Origin of the sequence: Nocardia mikamii NBRC 108933 (genome assembly GCF_001613505.1) — a bacterium.
Classification (GTDB): domain Bacteria; phylum Actinomycetota; class Actinomycetes; order Mycobacteriales; family Mycobacteriaceae; genus Nocardia; species Nocardia mikamii.
The window spans coordinates 601,680-618,090 of sequence record NZ_BDCM01000014.1; the positions used below are offsets into that span (position 1 = coordinate 601,680).

Annotated in this window: 13 protein-coding genes, 2 tRNA genes and 1 riboswitch; of the genes, 7 read left to right on the forward strand and 8 right to left on the reverse strand. The window is 69.3% G+C overall.

Annotation, left to right across the window (positions count from 1 at the left end):
- Positions 1 to 68: 68 nt before the first annotated feature.
- Positions 69 to 650, reverse strand: coding sequence for an FKBP-type peptidyl-prolyl cis-trans isomerase (locus tag NMI01S_RS24325; protein WP_063000732.1), 582 nt, complete (start codon positions 648 to 650; stop codon positions 69 to 71).
- Between the two features lie 309 nt (positions 651 to 959).
- On the opposite strand from NMI01S_RS24325, the gene NMI01S_RS24335 reads away from it, so the two are divergent.
- Both NMI01S_RS24335 and NMI01S_RS24340 read left to right on the forward strand, forming a co-directional pair.
- Positions 960 to 3,356 carry a phosphoketolase family protein gene (locus NMI01S_RS24335; protein ID WP_084513231.1) on the forward strand — a complete coding sequence of 799 codons (2,397 nt, stop codon included), beginning with the start codon at positions 960 to 962 and terminating at the stop codon, positions 3,354 to 3,356.
- A gap of 81 nt (positions 3,357 to 3,437) precedes the next feature.
- On the forward strand, positions 3,438 to 4,028 hold the full coding sequence (locus NMI01S_RS24340) for a condensation domain-containing protein (protein ID WP_063000736.1): 591 nt from the start codon (positions 3,438 to 3,440) through the stop codon (positions 4,026 to 4,028).
- Between the two features lie 3 nt (positions 4,029 to 4,031).
- Here NMI01S_RS24340 and NMI01S_RS24345 read toward each other — a convergent pair whose 3' ends face one another.
- Together NMI01S_RS24345 and NMI01S_RS24350 are read right to left on the reverse strand one after the other, a co-directional pair.
- The gene (locus tag NMI01S_RS24345; protein WP_063000738.1) at positions 4,032 to 4,523 is read right to left on the reverse strand and encodes an NUDIX hydrolase; all 492 of its coding nucleotides are present in this window, start codon (positions 4,521 to 4,523) and stop codon (positions 4,032 to 4,034) included.
- 63 nt (positions 4,524 to 4,586) lie between these two features.
- Positions 4,587 to 6,641, reverse strand: coding sequence for an ArnT family glycosyltransferase (locus tag NMI01S_RS24350; protein WP_084513201.1), 2,055 nt, complete (start codon positions 6,639 to 6,641; stop codon positions 4,587 to 4,589).
- Between the two features lie 343 nt (positions 6,642 to 6,984).
- Here NMI01S_RS24350 and NMI01S_RS24355 point away from each other — a divergent pair, with 343 nt between their 5' ends.
- A complete protein-coding gene (locus tag NMI01S_RS24355; protein ID WP_084513202.1) occupies positions 6,985 to 8,700 on the forward strand; it encodes a DEAD/DEAH box helicase in 1,716 nt (571 codons plus the stop codon).
- A gap of 211 nt (positions 8,701 to 8,911) precedes the next feature.
- Here NMI01S_RS24355 and NMI01S_RS24360 read toward each other — a convergent pair whose 3' ends face one another.
- From NMI01S_RS24360 to NMI01S_RS24370, 3 genes are all read right to left on the reverse strand, one after another.
- The gene (locus NMI01S_RS24360) at positions 8,912 to 9,226 is read right to left on the reverse strand and encodes a DMT family transporter (RefSeq protein WP_063001076.1); all 315 of its coding nucleotides are present in this window, start codon (positions 9,224 to 9,226) and stop codon (positions 8,912 to 8,914) included.
- A 17-nt stretch (positions 9,227 to 9,243) separates the two neighbouring features.
- A riboswitch (guanidine-III (ykkC-III) riboswitch) is annotated at positions 9,244 to 9,311 on the reverse strand.
- Between the two features lie 43 nt (positions 9,312 to 9,354).
- Positions 9,355 to 9,431: transfer RNA gene (locus NMI01S_RS24365), tRNA-Pro, on the reverse strand.
- A gap of 79 nt (positions 9,432 to 9,510) precedes the next feature.
- Positions 9,511 to 9,581 (reverse strand) — tRNA-Gly (locus NMI01S_RS24370).
- 777 nt (positions 9,582 to 10,358) lie between these two features.
- Between NMI01S_RS24370 and NMI01S_RS24375 the strand changes: the two genes are divergently transcribed.
- The 4 genes from NMI01S_RS24375 (at position 10,359) to NMI01S_RS24390 (ending at position 14,991) form a co-directional block, all read left to right on the forward strand.
- On the forward strand, positions 10,359 to 11,363 hold the full coding sequence (locus tag NMI01S_RS24375) for a GGDEF domain-containing protein (protein WP_063000740.1): 1,005 nt from the start codon (positions 10,359 to 10,361) through the stop codon (positions 11,361 to 11,363).
- Positions 11,364 to 11,456: 93 nt separating this feature from the next.
- Positions 11,457 to 12,314, forward strand: a complete 858-nt coding sequence (locus NMI01S_RS24380; RefSeq protein ID WP_063001078.1) for a GA module-containing protein — start codon at positions 11,457 to 11,459, stop codon at positions 12,312 to 12,314.
- 53 nt (positions 12,315 to 12,367) lie between these two features.
- The gene (locus NMI01S_RS24385) at positions 12,368 to 13,696 is read left to right on the forward strand and encodes a phosphatase PAP2 family protein (RefSeq protein ID WP_084513203.1); all 1,329 of its coding nucleotides are present in this window, start codon (positions 12,368 to 12,370) and stop codon (positions 13,694 to 13,696) included.
- Positions 13,693 to 14,991, forward strand: coding sequence for a glycosyltransferase family 87 protein (locus tag NMI01S_RS24390; RefSeq protein ID WP_084513204.1), 1,299 nt, complete (start codon positions 13,693 to 13,695; stop codon positions 14,989 to 14,991). The genes NMI01S_RS24385 and NMI01S_RS24390 overlap by 4 nt, the downstream gene beginning before the upstream one ends.
- Here NMI01S_RS24390 and NMI01S_RS24395 read toward each other — a convergent pair.
- Positions 14,979 to 15,794, reverse strand: coding sequence for an Fpg/Nei family DNA glycosylase (locus tag NMI01S_RS24395; RefSeq protein WP_063000744.1), 816 nt, complete (start codon positions 15,792 to 15,794; stop codon positions 14,979 to 14,981). The two genes, NMI01S_RS24390 and NMI01S_RS24395, sit on opposite strands and share 13 nt — an antisense overlap.
- 80 nt (positions 15,795 to 15,874) lie before the next feature.
- Entirely contained in the window at positions 15,875 to 16,345 is a 471-nt protein-coding gene (locus tag NMI01S_RS24400; protein ID WP_062962784.1) for a ribose-5-phosphate isomerase, read from the reverse strand.
- Between the last annotated feature and the right edge of the window lie 66 nt (positions 16,346 to 16,411).

Below are 16,411 nucleotides of genomic sequence, written 5' to 3' on the forward strand. Positions count from 1 at the left end.
CAGCAGTATTCGGGCCGCAATCGGCTGGCCCGCCTCGTTCGGCGGCAGCTGTGCCGGCAAGGCGTCGATCAACCGACCTTCACGGCATCGGTGACGAAGACGAGGGTTTCGTTGGGCTTCACACCCTGGCCGCCCTGGCCGTAGCCGAGGTCCGGCGGAATGATCAGCAGGCGGCGGCCGCCCTGTTTGATGCCGATCAGGCCCTGGTCCCAGCCCTGGATGACCTCACCGGTGCCGAGGGTGAGCGGGAAGGTCTGGCCACGGCCGAAGGAGCTGTCCAGCTTCTTCTTGTCCGACCAGGTGACCAGCGTGTAGTTCATCTCCACCGGCTGGCCGGTCGCCGCCGCCGGGCCGGTGCCCTCGACGAGATCCTTGGTGACCAGTTGCTTCGGCGGATCGCAGTTGTCGGGAATGGTGATGGTCGGCGCCTGGCCGAAGCCGCCGGTGACACCGATGTCGTCGGCGGTGCATTCGCGGCCGTGGCTCGCCGTGGGAGCCGCGGCGGCCGAGGTGCCCGCGGTCGGCTGGGTGCCTGCGACGGTGCTCGAGGTCGTCGCCGAGCCGTTGTCGTCGTTGCCGCCGCAGGCGGTGAGGGCGACCGCCGCGACCGCGACGGCGGCCGTGCCGATGATCCTGGCCAAAGTCTGCATGCGCCGCACCCTAATCGGTGCGGGGAACGATCCGGCTGTGGGCCCCGTCACCGCCGTTCGATTCGGCGGGCGCGGGAGGTTTTCCGGCGGCGGGTGCGGATATCCGGGCTGCGGGTGCGGATCGGCCCGGGAACGTCGCGGCCCGGTAGCCTGGCGTCGAGTCTCCATCCGAAGCGGTTACCCGAACACCCCACTGCGAGGAGCACGATCGTGACCGACTTGGCGAGTTCGGAAGGTCCGGTGCCGGCCACCGACCCGACCGGCGCGGATACGGCGGCCGACAACATCGGCGGTAGCGGCGGCGCCACGATCGCGCCCGAACCGTATCGGCTGGCCGAGGTCCCCGGCCCGCTGTCCCCGGACGAACTCGCCGATCTCGACGCGTGGTGGCGCGCGGCGAACTATCTGGCGGTGGGCCAGATCTATCTGACGGCCAATCCCCTGCTGCGCACCCCGCTGGCGGCCGAGCACATCAAACCGCGTCTGCTCGGGCACTTCGGGACCGTGCCGGGACTGAATTTGGTCTGGGCCCATGCCAATCGGGCGATCCGGGCCCGCGATCTGAACGCGGTCTTCGTCGCCGGACCGGGACACGGTGGCCCGGGACCGAATGCGTGTGCCTGGCTGGAAGGCACGTATTCCGAGCTGTACAGCAACATTTCGCGCGACGGGACCGGGATGGGCGCGCTGTTCGCGCAGTTCTCCTACCCCGGCGGCGTGCCCAGCCATTGCGCACCCGAGACACCGGGTTCCTTCCACGAGGGCGGCGAACTCGGCTACTCCCTGCTGCACGCCTACGGCGCCGCGCTCGACCATCCCGACCTGACCGTGTTCTGCGTGATCGGCGACGGCGAGGCCGAGACCGGGCCGCTGGCGACCAGCTGGCACGCGAACAAATTCCTCAATCCGGCGCGCGACGGCGCGGTGCTGCCCATCCTGGCGCTCAACCAGTACAAGATCGCGAATCCGACCCTGCTGGCCCGCATTCCGGAAGCCGAACTGCTGTCGCTGCTGCACGGTTACGGCTACGACCCGATCATCGTCGCCGGGAACGACCCCGCGGCCGTACACCAGGCGATGGCCACCGCGCTGGACCGCAGCCTGGACCGCATCGCCGAATTCCAGCGCGCCGCGCGCGAGAGTGCCGACGGGACACGGCCCCGCTGGCCGATGATCGTGCTGCGCACGCCCAAGGGCTGGACGTGCCCGCCGGTGGTCGACGGCGACCAGGTGGAGGGCACCTTCCGCGCCCATCAGGTGCCGCTCCCGGCCGCGCGTTCCGACGACGGTCACCGCCGGGTGCTCGAGCAGTGGCTGCGGTCGTATCGTCCCGCGGAATTGTTCGACGAGGACGGCCGCCCGTATCCGCAGTTGCTGCGCCAGGTCCCGGCGGGGCCGCGGCGGATGAGCGCCAATCCGGTGGCCAACGGCGGCGCCACGATGCAGGATCTGCGACTGCCCGATTGGCGGCGCTACGGCGTGGAGGTCACCGCGCCGGGTGCCACCTCGCACGAGGCCACCCAGGTGCTGGGCACGTGGCTGCGCGATGTCACCGATGCCAACCGCGACAATTTCCTGATCTTCGCGCCCGACGAATTGGCCAGTAACCGGCTCCAGGACGTACTCACCGTCACCGGCCGCAACTGGCAGGCCGACATCGGCGAATTCGACGTGAAATTGGACCGCCGCGGCCGCGTGATCGAGGTGCTGTCGGAGCATATGTGCCAGGGCCTGCTGGAGGGCTACCTGCTCACCGGGCGGCACGGTGTGTTCACCTGTTACGAGGCATTCATCCACATCGTCGACGCGATGTTCAACCAGCACGCGAAATGGCTGGACGCCAGCGGCGCGGTGCCGTGGCGCCGGCCCGTTCCGAGCCTGAATTATCTGCTGACCTCTCATGTGTGGCGGCAGGATCACAACGGATTCACCCATCAGGACCCGGGTTTCCTCGATGTGGTGATGAACAAGCAGCCTTCGATCGTGCGCGTCTATCTGCCGCCGGACGCCAATACGCTGCTGTCGACCTACGACCACTGCCTGCGTTCCCGCCATTACGTGAACGTGGTGGTGGCCGGCAAACAGCCGCAGGCGGATTGGCTGTCGGTCGACGAGGCGCGTCTGCACTGTGCCCGCGGGGCCGGTATCTGGGAATGGGCCGGCCACAACGACAAGGCGGGCACGACCCCCGATGTCGTGCTGGCCTGCGCCGGCGACGTGCCGACCCTGGAGACGCTGGCGGCCGCCGCCATTCTGCGGGAACGGCTGCCGCAGTTGAGCATTCGCGTGGTGAACGTGGTCGATCTGATGCGACTGCTGCCGGCGGACGAACATCCGCACGGCCTGCCCGATCGCGAATTCGACACGTTGTTCACCCGGGATCGGCCGATCATCTTCGCCTTCCACGGCTATCCCTGGCTGATTCACCGGCTCACCTATCGGCGCACCAACCACGACGGGCTGCACGTGCGCGGATACAAGGAGAAAGGCACCACCACGACCCCGTTCGACATGGTGATGCTCAACGACCTCGACCGCTATCACCTGGTGATGGATGTGATCGACCGCGTTCCCGGACTGGGCACCCAGGCGGCCGGACTGCGGCAGGAAATGGCCGACGCCCGTCTGGCCGCGCGTATCTGGACGCGCGAGCACGGCGCCGATATTCCGGAGGTGGCCGACTGGCGCTGGCCGTACGGCCGATAACCCTCGCCCGTACCCGTGTTCGGAGTTAGGCTCCGCGTGTGCCGCCGGGACTGGGGTACGAACGAGGAACGGATATGCCGCATGGAACTGCCCTCTACCGCCGCGGTGGTCCGCGCCGTGCCGCTTGTCGATCCGACGCCCGCCGGGACGGCTTCGTTCACCCTGCATTTCACGGGATATCTCTATGCCGTCGGACTGCGCGACGCCTTCGCCGATCTGATCGCCCGGCACGAACAACTCCGCACCGTGTACCCGATGCCCGGTTCGAGTGCCGCGCCGCGCGTTTTGTCCGCGACCACCGCAGTCATGCCACGGCTGGTGCCGACGCCGGTGGACGCGGCCGAACTGCCGGACGCGATCACCGAATTCATGGACGCGGAAACGGCTGCGCCGCTGTCGGTTCCGGTGCGGGCGAGGACCTTCCGGCCGCTCGGCGATCCCGAGGACGTTCCACACCATCTGCTGGTGGTGATTCTGCGGCGGGCCGCGGTCGACCGCGTAACGCCGGCCCGGCTGGCGCGCGATCTCATGACCGCCTACGCCGCGCGTCGCCGTAACCTCGTCCCGACGTGGGATGCTGCGCGCCCCGCCCATCGGCTGACCGTGCACGAACTCCAGGGCGTCCGGCTCGTCGAATCCGCTGGCGAGGAGATCGCCGACGCCTACCGCTGAACCTCAGCCCTCCGCGAGCACCTCGGCGAGCCGGTCCAGGAACGGACGCTGACCAGCGACGATCTTCTCGCGGGCGAGCTCCGGTTCGAGCCACTCGACCCGATCGATCTCCGGGAACGTCTGCATGCGGCCGGATCTCGGCGGCCACTGCATCTCGAAGGTGCCTGGGACCACTCGGTCCGGATCCAGGTCGCCGGGCACGGCCCACACGGTGACCTGCTTGCGGGAGCGACCGCTGCCGTACTGCGACTCCCCCAGCGCGATCCACTCGCCGTCGGGCACGGGCAGGCCCAGTTCCTCGGTGAACTCACGCGCCGCGGCCGTCCGGGCATCCTCGGAATCCGGTGCGTACTCGCCCTTGGGGACCGACCAGGCACCGGCATCCTTGCGCGCCCAGTACGGACCGCCCATATGTCCGAGCAACACCTGCAGTCGCGGGGCATGCCGGAACAGCAGAACTCCCGCACTGTATTTCGACGCCGTGGCTCCGGTCATGGTCGCAGTCTGCCGCACCGAACCGAAGCGGTGGCGACACAGGGCCGCCTCGCGCCGCGCGGGTTACCGGGCGGCCGTCGGCACCGTCAGGTCGTAGACCTTGGTGCCGCCGACATCGGTCGCCGCGTACGTGCTCTCGACCCACTGGGCGATCCGGCCGGCCGCCGAGGTCTCCCCCGATCCGGGGCCGCGTCGCTCGGACCCGATGAAATAGTGCATGCGCCCCTGTGCGACATCGGCGCGGAACCGATCGAGGGTCGGGGACGGATCGCCGCCACCGAATCCGCCGATCGGCATGACCGCGTAACCCGAATCGAGCTGCAGGTCCGCGGCCCCCATCGAGCTGATCGCCGCGGCCGCCCACGTGTAGCCGGCGCCGGTGTTCTTCAACAGATCGATCAACTGCCGATTCGTCCGCTCACCCATACCGGGACCGGACGGACGGTCGGTGGATGTGCGCTGCCCTGCGCCGGATCCGGCCGCGACGCATCGATTTTCCGCCCCAGCAGGCGGTGCGCCTGGTACCTCGGGGCCCGGGCGAGTCCCGTTCGCGCCCGGCATGCCCGGCGCGGCGGGCCCGCACGCGCCACCAGGGCCGCCCGGTCCGAAGCCGAAGCCGAACCCGCCGCTGGTCTTCGGTCCGGCGAGGACGATGCCGCCGTTGTGGGCGGAGGCGATGGTCTGGATCGAGTAGGCCACCGGCCCGGCGATCGCGACAGCCACCGCGAGGGCGGCCGTCCAGGCGGCCGTCCGGCGCGGTTGCGGTATCCCCAGCGCGACGGTCGCGACCGCGCCGGCGACCCCGATGAGCCACCGCAACCACGGCACGAAATCCGGGGTGCGATCGAGCAGTATCACCGCGGTGACCGTCGTCAGCCCGATGGCGGCGGCCAGAACGAGCCGGACGCCGAGCCGATCACGCTGCCGCCACAGCACCACCGCCCCGATCGCGGCCGCACCGGCGACGCCGGGCGCCAGGGCAACGGTGTAGTACTGATGGAAGATTCCCTTCATGAAGCTGAACACCAGCGCGGTGACCACCGCCCAGCCACCCCACAGCAGCAGCGCGGCCCGCCGGGTGTCGGTGCGGGGCGCCCTGCCGCACAGCACGACAGCCGCGACACACAGGATCAGCGCCGCCGGGATCAACCAGGCGATCTGACCGCCGACGGTCTCGCTGAACAATCGCGTGATCCCGGCCTCCGAACCGAACGACGGCCCGTGGCCGCGACCACCGGGTCCGGGTGGACCGCCGAATCCGCCGCCGGAATCGACGCCGAGCCGCTGCAGTCCGTTGTAGCCGAGCGTCAGCTCGATGATCGAATCGTGTTTCGAACCACCGAAATACGGCCGCGAATCGGCGGGCCACAGTTGCGCGACCAACACCCACCACCCGGCGCCGACCACCAGCGCGGTTCCGGCGGCGAGCAGTTGCAGCAGCCGCTTACCCAGCCGGGGCGGCCCGGCGAACAGATAGGTCAGCGCCAGCGCGGGCACGACCAGCAGCACCTGCAACTGCTTGGCCAGGAATCCGAGTCCGACGAAGCCGCCGCACAGCAGCAGCCAGCGCCACCGGCCGTCCTCGAGAGCACGTGTCATCGCCCACACCGCGGCGATCATCAGCAGCACCAGCAGCGCGTCCGGGTTGTTGTAGCGGAACATGAGCGTGGCCACCGGCGTGACCGCCAGCGCGAGCCCGCCGAGCAGCCCGGCCCCGGGGCCGAAGGTCCGGCGCAGCGTCGACCGGAGCAGGGCGACCGCGGCGACCGCGATCAGCACCTGCGGGATCAGCATGCTCCAGCTGTTCATCCCGAACAGGCGAGCCGAGATCTCCATCGGCCACAGCGACGCGGGCGTCTTGTCGACGGTGATCGAATTGCCCCAGTCCGAGGAACCGAAGAAGAACGCCTTCCACGATTTCGCACCCGACTGCACCGCGGCGGCGTAGAAGGAATTGGCCCAGCCGTTCGCGCTCAGATTCCACAGATAGGCGATCGCGGTGCCGCCCAGCAACGCGGCGAGGCCCAGGTACTCCCACGGCAGGCTCCGGGTGCGGCCCCGACCGGGCGTCGTCACGCCGTCCGCCGGGCGGCCCGGCGCGATTGCAGTTTCGGTCATGGCTGCCATGATGGTCGGCCGCGCCGCCGACCGGCTGGGACGGCGCTGGGAGAAACCTGTGAACCCCCCAGCGGTCCACCCGGCCCGGTGATCCACCTCGCCCGGTGAGGAGAGGACCGTCACTGTCCCGCGATGCCGGGGAAACCGCCGGGACGAGATAGGCTGAGCGAGGAGTACCGGTTACTCGTACTCCCTCCGTCGTGGATGTCTACTCTTCGCGTCGGCCACCAGCGGTCGGTCTCCGCGCGGGCTACGAACCCCAGCGCGGCGGCAGCACGACACCGCTGCAACCCCAGCGCCGCTGCGGTTCACCTCTGCTGCTCGAAAGGCACCACGACTACTCATGACGACTCGTTCATCGAGCCCTGCCACCACTTTCGAAGCCCTCGGCGTCGGCGCTCCGCTGGTGCGCGCGCTGGCCGCGCAGGGTTTCACGGCGCCGCTGCCGATCCAGGCCGCGACGCTTCCGGACACGCTGGCCGGCCGCGATGTGCTCGCTCGCGGGCGCACCGGCAGCGGTAAGACGCTCGCCTTCTCGATTCCCATGGTCGACCGGCTGCACCGCCTCGGTCATCGGCGCGTCCCGGGCCGGCCCGCGGGTCTGGTGCTCGCGCCCACCCGCGAACTGGCTACTCAGATCGCGGCGACCCTGCAGCCGCTGACCGATGCCTGTGAGCTGCGAGTGGTGACGGTGTTCGGCGGGGTGCCGCAGGCTCGCCAGGTCCGCGACCTGCGGTCGGGGGCGGATATCGTCGTCGCCTGCCCGGGCCGGCTGGAGGACCTGATCAAACAGGGCCTGGTCGCCCTGGACGAGGTGCGGATCACCGTGCTGGACGAGGCCGACCACATGGCCGATCTGGGCTTTCTGCCCGGCGTCACCCGAATCCTGGCCGCGACCCCGGCCGATGGTCAGCGGATGCTGTTCTCCGCCACGCTGGACAACGGCGTGAACAAACTGGTGCAGCGCTTCCTGCGAAACCCGTTGTCGCACTCGGTCGACGAGGCCCACTCACCGGTGCCCGCGATGACACATCACGTCTTCGAGATCGGTGACAGCGAGGCCAAGCGCGCGCTGGTCCACACCCTCGCCTCCGGAACCGGGCGGCGAATCCTGTTCATGCGCACCAAACATCATGCGCGACGGCTGGCCAAGCAGCTCACCACCGCCGGAATTCCGGCCGCCGATCTGCACGGCAATCTGTCGCAGGTCGCGCGCGACCGCAATCTGGCCGCCTTCGCCGACGGCACCACGCGCGTCCTGGTCGCGACCGATATCGCGGCCCGCGGCGTCCACGTCGACGATGTCGAACTCGTCGTGCATGTCGACCCGCCCGCCGAACACAAGGCCTACCTGCACCGGTCGGGGCGCACCGCCCGCGCCGGCAGCACCGGTGACGTCGTGACGATCATGCTGCCGGAACAGCGTAAGGACGTCGCGGTACTGCTGCGCAAGGCCGGGCTCGACGTCCGCCCGCAACAGGTGAGCCCGGATTCGGCCCAGGTCACCGCATTGGTCGGCACCGTCGCGGCACCGGTTGCACCCGCCGCGAAACCCGAACGCGCCGAGCAGAATTCCCGCCGTCCCGCCCGAGGCGACAGCGCGGCCCGCAAGCCTCGGCGACGGGGCCCGGCGACGAGGAGTGAACGCGGCGACTCGGTGAACAACGGCCGCACCACCAGCGCCACCGACCGCACCGCGCCGCCACGCGGCCGGTTCGGGCACGACCGCGACCGAGCGGCCGCCGCGCCCACGGACACCGACGGCCGTGCCCCGTCGCGGCGCCGCCGCACCGTGGACAACGACCGTGCCGCCGGATCGGACAACCGCCGGAGCGGAGCGGGGCGGCCCGGTCGCGAACTGCGCGGCACCGCCGACGGCCCTGCCCGCACGGGCGGCAAGCAGTCGGCGCGCGAGCGCGGCGCGGCCGGAACGGGCCGGACCGAGCGCGGTTCGTCGGGCCGCTCGCCGGGTGCTGCCCGCTCGGCCGCTGGAACGAAACGCGTTCACGCGCAATCGCATTCGGCGGGCTCCGCCCGGCCGGCGCGTAACGGCCGATAACGCGCACATCGGCGGTCCATCGGTGCCGACACAGTGGGCCGCGGAATGCCCGCCGGAGTTGAGCGTGTTCGGCGCGGCGGCAGGTGGTGTGCCGGTCGATCCGGTACACCACCTGCCCTACGTCAGCGGCAGTGCGCAGTGGGCGGACGTGATTCCACTACCCCGGAACCCGTTGGCCCACGCCGATCCCGGCCCCCTGATCCCCGACCGGCTAACCGGCCACCTTCAGGCCCACCACGCCGGCGACGATCAGCAACAGCAACACGATCTTCACCAGCGAGGCCTGTTCGGTCCCGGTCGTCATCGCGTACAGCACGGTGAGCGCGGCCCCGATGCCCACCCACACCGCGTACGAGGTGCCCACGGGCAGCGTGCGCATTGCATAGGCCAGACCCGACATCGAGGCCACGAGCGCGGCCGCGAAGACCAGCGACGGCACGATGCGGGTGAAGCCGTGTGATTTCCCCAAGGCGGTGGCCCAGACGGCTTCGAAGACTCCGGACAGCACCAGCACGATCCACGCCATGGTCGGCATTCCTTTCGGAAATACCGTCTTGTCGGGGCCCGGGTACGGTTGCGATCGTCCGGTCGGCCGCAGAACGCGACCCTCATTCGTTCAGCGCCCACAACCGAGCGAAAATTCCCGGTCATCTGTGGTCGGGATGACAGGATTTGAACCTGCGACCCTCCGCTCCCAAAGCGGATGCGCTACCAAGCTGCGCTACATCCCGTTTCCGTCCAGCGGCTGTGCTGGCGCCTCCCGATGGACGAGATCCGGCGGCCGGGAATTGCCGACAATCCCCACATCGGAGCGGGTGACGGGAATCGAACCCGCACCATCAGCTTGGAAGGCTGAGGTTCTACCATTGAACTACACCCGCAAGCATACGACACCAATGGGATCGCCACGATGTCGTCTGCGTGTAGGACTGTACCGAACTTCACTTCCGGAATGCCAATCGCGCACCCGGTTTTCGCGCGGCGCGTCTGCGAGGCTTCTCATCGGCGCACCGAACCCCCAGTTGGGCAGCGCCCGTAGCGATTGAACAGCAAACCTCGTCGGCGATCTTCGGGCGTTTCCGGCCCGACGGTCACCGCCGACCAGGATTCGGTCACATCGACCGCCAACTCGCACACTCACCGCAAACCGGGCGCCGCCTTCCCACCCCTGGGCGCAGCGCACCGACGCCCGAGCACCTCCTCGCGCCCGCGAGATATCGGAGCGCTCGCCCCGCAACCGCACCCTCTCGCCCCGCTGTGATACTCATCACCGGCTACTCGCCGCCGCCGCGCGGGGCGGATCCAGCGTCAAGGCCCCTGGCCTGCGATAAGAACGATTCACGAAGTCCTGCACACTCACTGGTGAACATCCCCCGCAACACGCCGCGAGCGACACGCTGGGGCAAGGTGTAACGCCGCAGGCCCGACGTCGATCACACTGCCGATCGCCATTCGTGACTTATCGGAACAGGTTGTAAAACAGCGTTTTTCGGTGCCGAGTGGCTTGCTAGGATCCTTTTTGCCGGACGGGGGTATCTGGAAAGGGGGCGGTGAGCGTGCGCCGAAGGTGTACTCGACCGCGAAGCAGTGAGCGCGTTCCGGAGGGCGTGACCGGCCGGAGCGCCGGCGTCGACGACGTCTGCGCGAGGTGATCGGCGATGCCTGCCGAGCTCGACACGCAGACCGCCGCGAACCTCGCGGCGACGACACGGGACTGGGTTCGTGCCGTCTATGCCGGCAGCGGGCTCACAGTCGAGCCCGAACACCTCGAGCGGGTGTTCGCGGCCATCATCGACGAATTGTTGAATCTTGCACAGTCCGAACCGTTTCCGGTACCGGCCGCCCGCGCGATCGGGCGACGGCTGGCCGAGGCGCCCTTCGACCGCACCCGCATGCTCGCCCCCGCCACCAGAGCCCTGCTGGGTTTCGCGCCGGGTGAACCCGGCTCCCTGGTGGCGACCCGATGGCCGTTCGTGGCCAGCCATGCCATCGACAGCTACGCCGAGGCCCTGCAGCAGCGCGCCCTGGCCCAGCAGGAGCGCAATCTGACGGCAGCGGTCTCGGTGCGCGTGCAGGAGATCGCGGCGCTGCAGAACCGGCTGCGGCACGAGGCGACCCACGACGCGCTCACCGACCTCGCCAACCGCTCCCTGTTGCAGGAACGCGTGCGCCTGATGGCCACCGACCACACCCGCGGCGTCGGCCTGCTGCTGATCGATCTGGACGACTTCAAGCAGATCAACGACGGCTACGGCCATTCCGTCGGCGACGAGGTGCTGGTGGAGATCTCACGGCGGCTGCGCGCGGCCTGCCCGGACGAAACGGTCGTATGCCGCTACGGCGGAGACGAATTCGTCCTCGCCCTGCCCGCCCGCCGCAATACCCTCGCCGAGGTGGCGATGCGCGTGCTGACCGCCCTGCACGATCCGGTGCCGACCGACGCCGGACCGGTGCCGGTGTCGGCCAGCGTCGGCACCGCCTTCTCCCCACCCGGGCGTCCGTGCGACTTCTCCGATCTGCTGCGCAGTGCGGACCGCGCGATGTACTCGGCCAAGACGGCCGGAAAGCGGCAGTTCGCACTCTCCGAGCTCGGCGATTCCGACGGCGAGCCGGGCGCTTACAACGCCGCCCGACTCGCCTACGACGCGGCCGTCGCGGGCTGAGAGCAAGCCTCGGGCAAACCGTCGACGCGTACTCTGGTCGATGTGTGGCTGCTGCTGATTCTTCTGGTCGTCGTGCTGATCGCGTGCGTCGCGATGGCGGTGGCGGGGCGCTCGAACCAACGCACCCGGGACAACAACCAACTCGCCGACGCGAAGGCCGACGCCCGCCGGTTGATCGAACGCCTCGGTGGCCAGGTCTACAACCTCACGGGGACCGACCAGGCATCCAAACAGGCGCTGGCGGATGCGGGTGAACGGCTCAACGCCGCCGGATCGCAGATCGATCAGGCCACGACCGTCACTCAGGCCCGGTTGGCCAAGGAAACCGCGATCGAGGGCCTGTACTACGTGCGCGCGGCTCGCACCGCGATGAATCTCGATCCGGGCCCGCCGGTCCCCGAACTGGACGGACAGCGGTCCGCCGGACGCGTCACCGAGGACCGCACCGTCGACTTCGACGGTCGCAGCATCGAGGCATCGCCGACGCCTTCTCCGCAAACTCCGAACTACTACCCGGGCGGCCGGGTCGCCGGGCGTCCGGTCCCGGCGGGCTGGTATTCCGAGCCGTGGTGGAAGACCGCACTGGTGGCCGGCGCCTGGGGCGTGGGCTCGGTACTGCTGTTCGACGCGCTGTTCGGTGGCATGCACGGCGTCGGCTACGGCGCGGCCGGTTTCGAAAACGGTTACGGCGCAGGCTATGACGCCGGATTCGACGCGGGGCAGGATGCCGGACCGGACGCCGGGCAGGGCTTCGACGGCGGTGACCAGGGCGGATACGACACCGCGGGATACGACGGCGGCGGATACGACCAGGGTGGCGGATACGACGGCGGCGGATACGACGGCGGCGGATACGACGGCGGCGGCGGCTTCGATGGGGGCGGCTTCTTCGACGGCGGTGGGGGTGGTTTCGACGGGGGCGACTTCGGCGGATTCGACGGAGGTTTTTAGCTTTCCGGTAACCGGAAGTTGCGCCTCCGTTTACGTTGTGTTATCGATCTTCAGTGTTGATCGACCACGAGGCGAGGGTAGTTCCCTCGTCGTCGTTATCCGGGGGTGGGAAAAAGCCCCGAGCAGGAGCCACGGCCGCAGTCGCCGGCGCTGTGGTCCTGCTCACCATCGCCCAGGTGTGGGCATCCGCGCACGGCGCCCTCGGGCCCTTTCGTAGTCTCCTCGCCGATTACGCGGCCGACCCGCAGTCGGCGTTCGTCTCGTGGGCGGGCCTGGGCCTCGCGTGCGTCGGCGTGCCCGCGCGCGTGCGCGTCATCAGCCTCGCGTCGGCGGCGGTGCTGGACCTGCTGGTGCTCGGCCTGCAGGCGCTGTGCGGCTGGCACCTCTCCATCGGCACCGGCCCCACGCTGGTCGTGACCGCGCTCGTGCTGACCGTCGCCCGGTGGCGTGGCCGGCGGCGACGGATCGCCCTGCGTGCCATCGCATTCGGTGTGTTGCTGATCATGGCGTCGAAGCTCGCCGACACCTGGCTGCTGGTGAGCATCTCCGCCGGTCCGCGCGTACTGGATCAGTACCTGCGCTATGCCGATCGCGCGCTGGGAGATCCGGCGTGGGTCGTCGGCGGTCTCCTGGACGCGGCCGGACCGATCCCCTCGGCCGTGTTGCACGCGGTGTACATCCAATTGCCGGCGGCCGCCGTGGTGGTGGCGGTGTGGCAGCTGCGCAATGTGACGACGAAGCCGTGGCCACGGCACAACCTGTTGCGCACCTTCCTGGTACTGGGCATCGTCGGGCCGCTCTTCTACGTGCTGTTTCCCGTGGTCGGCCCGGTCTTCGCCTACGGCCCGCTGGGCCACGGCCTGCAGATCGGCGACTGGCCGCACACGGTGCCCGCGATCACCGGCACGCCGGCGCCGATGCTCTTCGATGCCGGCACCGCCCGCAACTGCATGCCGTCGATGCACACCGCTTGGGCCACAGCACTGTTCGTGCATTCGCGCACCGGTCCGCGATGGCTGCGCTGGGGCGGTGCGGTGTGGCTGGTGTGCACGCTGCTGGCGACACTCGGCTTCGGCTACCACTACGGCTGCGATCTGGTGGCGGGTGCGGTCCTGTGCCTCACGGTGGAATCGGCTCTGCGCGAACCCGATCGCGGCTGGGACAGCAAGCGAATTCACATGGTGACCCTCGGCGCCGGGGTTTTCGCGGGGCTGCTGCTGTCCTATCGTTTCCTCGCAGAGACCATGGCCGCCCATCCGTTGCCGTCCGGACTCGCGGTCCTGGCCGCACTGGCGGCCGTGATCTCCCTGTTCTACACGACGTGGTTCGCCGCGCCCGAGCGCCGAACGGCGAACATCGAAAGGTCGGTCTCAGCTTCATGATCACGGTGCGGGCGGAGCGGCGTCAGCTGCTGCGCCAACAGCATTCGGACGACACGAGATATTTCCCCCGCATCCCGATCGTGATCGGACTTCTGCTCTCGGTGTCGGCTGCTCTGCTCATCTCGGCGTTGCACGGTTTTCTCGATCTGCAGGTGTATCGGGTCGACACCCTGGCCTGGTTGCACCACGGCGCACTGTACGGGCCGCCGCTACCGGTCGCCGGCCACACCGATCTACCGTTCACCTATCCCCCGTCGGCGGCGCTGCTGATGACTCCGCTGGCCGTGATGCCGCTCTGGCTGGCCGAGATCGCGGTGACGGCCACTTCGCTGGCCTGTCTGTGGGTGACGATCTGGCTGGTGCTCTCCCGGATCCGGCCCGAGCTGAACCCGCGGTCGAAAGCGACCCTGATCACCCCCGTCGTCATCGCGATGGCGGCGCTCGAACCTGTGCATACGACACTGTGGTTCGGGCAGATCAACATCATTCTGATGGCCGCGGTCGCACTGGACTGCTTGACGGAGAAGCCGCGCTGGCCCCGAGGCGTGCTGATCGGCATCGCCGCCGTCACCAAACTGACCCCGGCGGCCTTCGTGCTGTATCTGCTGATCCGCCGGGACTGGAAAGCGGCGGGAACGGCGGTGGCGACCGCCGCGGGGGTGGTGCTCGCCGGATTCGTGCTGTTCCCCCGGACCTCCACGCAGTACTGGCTGCACGCGATCGTCGACACCGGTCGCATCGGGGCGCCCTACTACGCCGGCAACCAGTCCCTCAAAGGCATGATCTACCGGCTCGGCCTGCCCGAATCCGCGGCCGCGGCGGTATGGCTCGGTCTCGGCCTCGCCGTCGCCGCCGCCGGCGCGGTCGCGATGTACCTGCTCTTGCGCGCCGAGCGCACCGCGGGCGCCGGCCCGATCGCATCCGGGAACGCCCCCGCGATCACGAAACTCTCGGTCGCCGCGCTGCTCGTGAATGCCGCTGTGCTGCTGCTGGTTTCGCCGGTGTCGTGGACGCATCACTGGGTGTGGGTGGCGCCCGCGCTGGTGGCCGCCGCCTGGTGGTCGGCCAGCAGATCCGCCGCGGTGGTGGCCGGCGCGATCGCCGCGGTCACCACACCGTTCCTGATCGGGCAGGTGCTCGTGCCGGGCGGTGGCGACCGGGAGCTCACCTGGAACTGGTGGCAGCACCTACTGGGCAACACCTACGTCCTGGTCGCCGTCGCGCTGCTCGCACTCGCGCTCACGCGATTGCTCCGGCGGCGCGCCCCGGCGATACCGGCGGCTCAGGCCGGCTGACAGGTGGGGCACCAGAACAGGTTTCGCCCCTCGAGCACGGCATGCGCGACGGTGGTTCCACAGATCCGGCAGGGCTCACCGGCACGGCGATAGACATAGGTGCGCGGTTTGCCGACCGCATACGACGGCGCGCCGCAGTCGTGTTCGGGGCGCACCACCACGATCGCGCCCTTGCGCACACCGACCTTCATCAACGCGACCAGATCCGCCCACAGCGCATCCCACTCCGCGGCCGTGACGGCGCGGCCTGGGCGTTGCGGTGAAATGCCTTGCCGGAAGAGCACTTCCGCGCGATAGACGTTGCCCACACCCGCCACCACCGACTGGTCCATCACGAGCGCCGCGATGGACCGGTTCGAACGGCGGATCCGTTGCGCCGCCCGATCGGAATCAGCGTCGCGCCGCAGCGGATCAGGGCCGAGCCGGGCGGTGAGCGCGTCGACCTCCGGTGCGTGCAGAACCTCGCACGCGGTCGGACCGCGCAGATCGGTCCCGTACAGCGTGGCCGCGGACCTCCCGGCGCCGATCATCCGCATCCGCACCTGCCCGACCGGATCGCTCAGCGGCGCGGGCGATTCGGTGAAGGTGCCGTAGAGACCGAGATGCACATGGACGACAAGACCCGAATCGTAGTGGTGCAGAAGATGTTTACCCCACGCCTCGGCCTTGGTCAGGGTGGCTCCGTCGACCAGGGCGGCACCGTCGGCGAAGCGACCCTGCGGGCTGGAAACCCGCACGGCACCGCCGGCGAAGCGCTGCTGATGCAGCTTCGCCAGGCGATGCAGCGTATGTCCCTCAGGCATCGACCGAATTCCGTTCCGCTCACACCGGCCCGCACCCGGCCGGACGGGCCGGGCGTGTACCCCGGCCCGCTCGATGCCTGCTAGCTCTGCACCGCCGGCGGCTGACCGGTCTTCTCGTATTCGGCGATGATGTCGATGCGCCGCTGATGCCGCGCCTCGTCCGACCACGGCGTCGCCAGGAACGCATCGATGATGGCGAAGGCCTCCTCGGTGCTGTGCATCCGGCCGCCGATACCCATGAGCTGCGCATTGTTGTGCTCACGAGCCAGTTTCGCGGTCTCCACACTCCAGGCCAGCGCACAGCGTGCGCCGGGAACCTTGTTCGCGGCGATCTGCTCGCCGTTACCGCTGCCACCGAACACGATGCCGAGGCTGCCCGGGTCGGCGACGACACGGCGGGCGGCGTCGATGCAGAAGGCCGGGTAGTCGTCGACGGCGTCGTACTCGTGGGCTCCGCAGTCGACCACGTCGTGACCGGCCTGCGTCAGATGATCCTTCACTTGGTTCTTCAATTCGAAGCCGGCATGGTCGGCACCCAGGTATACGCGCATGGCTGAGATTCTGTCAGGTGGGCGGTTGCGCTCCACATGGGGTCGTTCCCCGATCCTCTATAGAGT

Excerpts from the sequence above, each read along its gene's own strand:
- NMI01S_RS24325 (WP_063000732.1), bottom strand. The coding sequence starts at position 650 with ATGCAGACTTTGGCCAGGATCATCGGCACGGCCGCCGTCGCGGTCGCG.
- NMI01S_RS24340 (WP_063000736.1), top strand. The coding sequence starts at position 3,438 with ATGGAACTGCCCTCTACCGCCGCGGTGGTCCGCGCCGTGCCGCTTGTC.
- NMI01S_RS24345 (WP_063000738.1), bottom strand. The coding sequence starts at position 4,523 with ATGACCGGAGCCACGGCGTCGAAATACAGTGCGGGAGTTCTGCTGTTC.
- NMI01S_RS24350 (WP_084513201.1), bottom strand. The coding sequence starts at position 6,641 with ATGACCGAAACTGCAATCGCGCCGGGCCGCCCGGCGGACGGCGTGACG.
- NMI01S_RS24355 (WP_084513202.1), top strand. The coding sequence starts at position 6,985 with ATGACGACTCGTTCATCGAGCCCTGCCACCACTTTCGAAGCCCTCGGC.
- NMI01S_RS24360 (WP_063001076.1), bottom strand. The coding sequence starts at position 9,226 with ATGGCGTGGATCGTGCTGGTGCTGTCCGGAGTCTTCGAAGCCGTCTGG.
- NMI01S_RS24375 (WP_063000740.1), top strand. The coding sequence starts at position 10,359 with ATGCCTGCCGAGCTCGACACGCAGACCGCCGCGAACCTCGCGGCGACG.
- NMI01S_RS24380 (WP_063001078.1), top strand. The coding sequence starts at position 11,457 with ATGGCGGTGGCGGGGCGCTCGAACCAACGCACCCGGGACAACAACCAA.
- NMI01S_RS24390 (WP_084513204.1), top strand. The coding sequence starts at position 13,693 with ATGATCACGGTGCGGGCGGAGCGGCGTCAGCTGCTGCGCCAACAGCAT.
- NMI01S_RS24395 (WP_063000744.1), bottom strand. The coding sequence starts at position 15,794 with ATGCCTGAGGGACATACGCTGCATCGCCTGGCGAAGCTGCATCAGCAG.
- NMI01S_RS24400 (WP_062962784.1), bottom strand. The coding sequence starts at position 16,345 with ATGCGCGTATACCTGGGTGCCGACCATGCCGGCTTCGAATTGAAGAAC.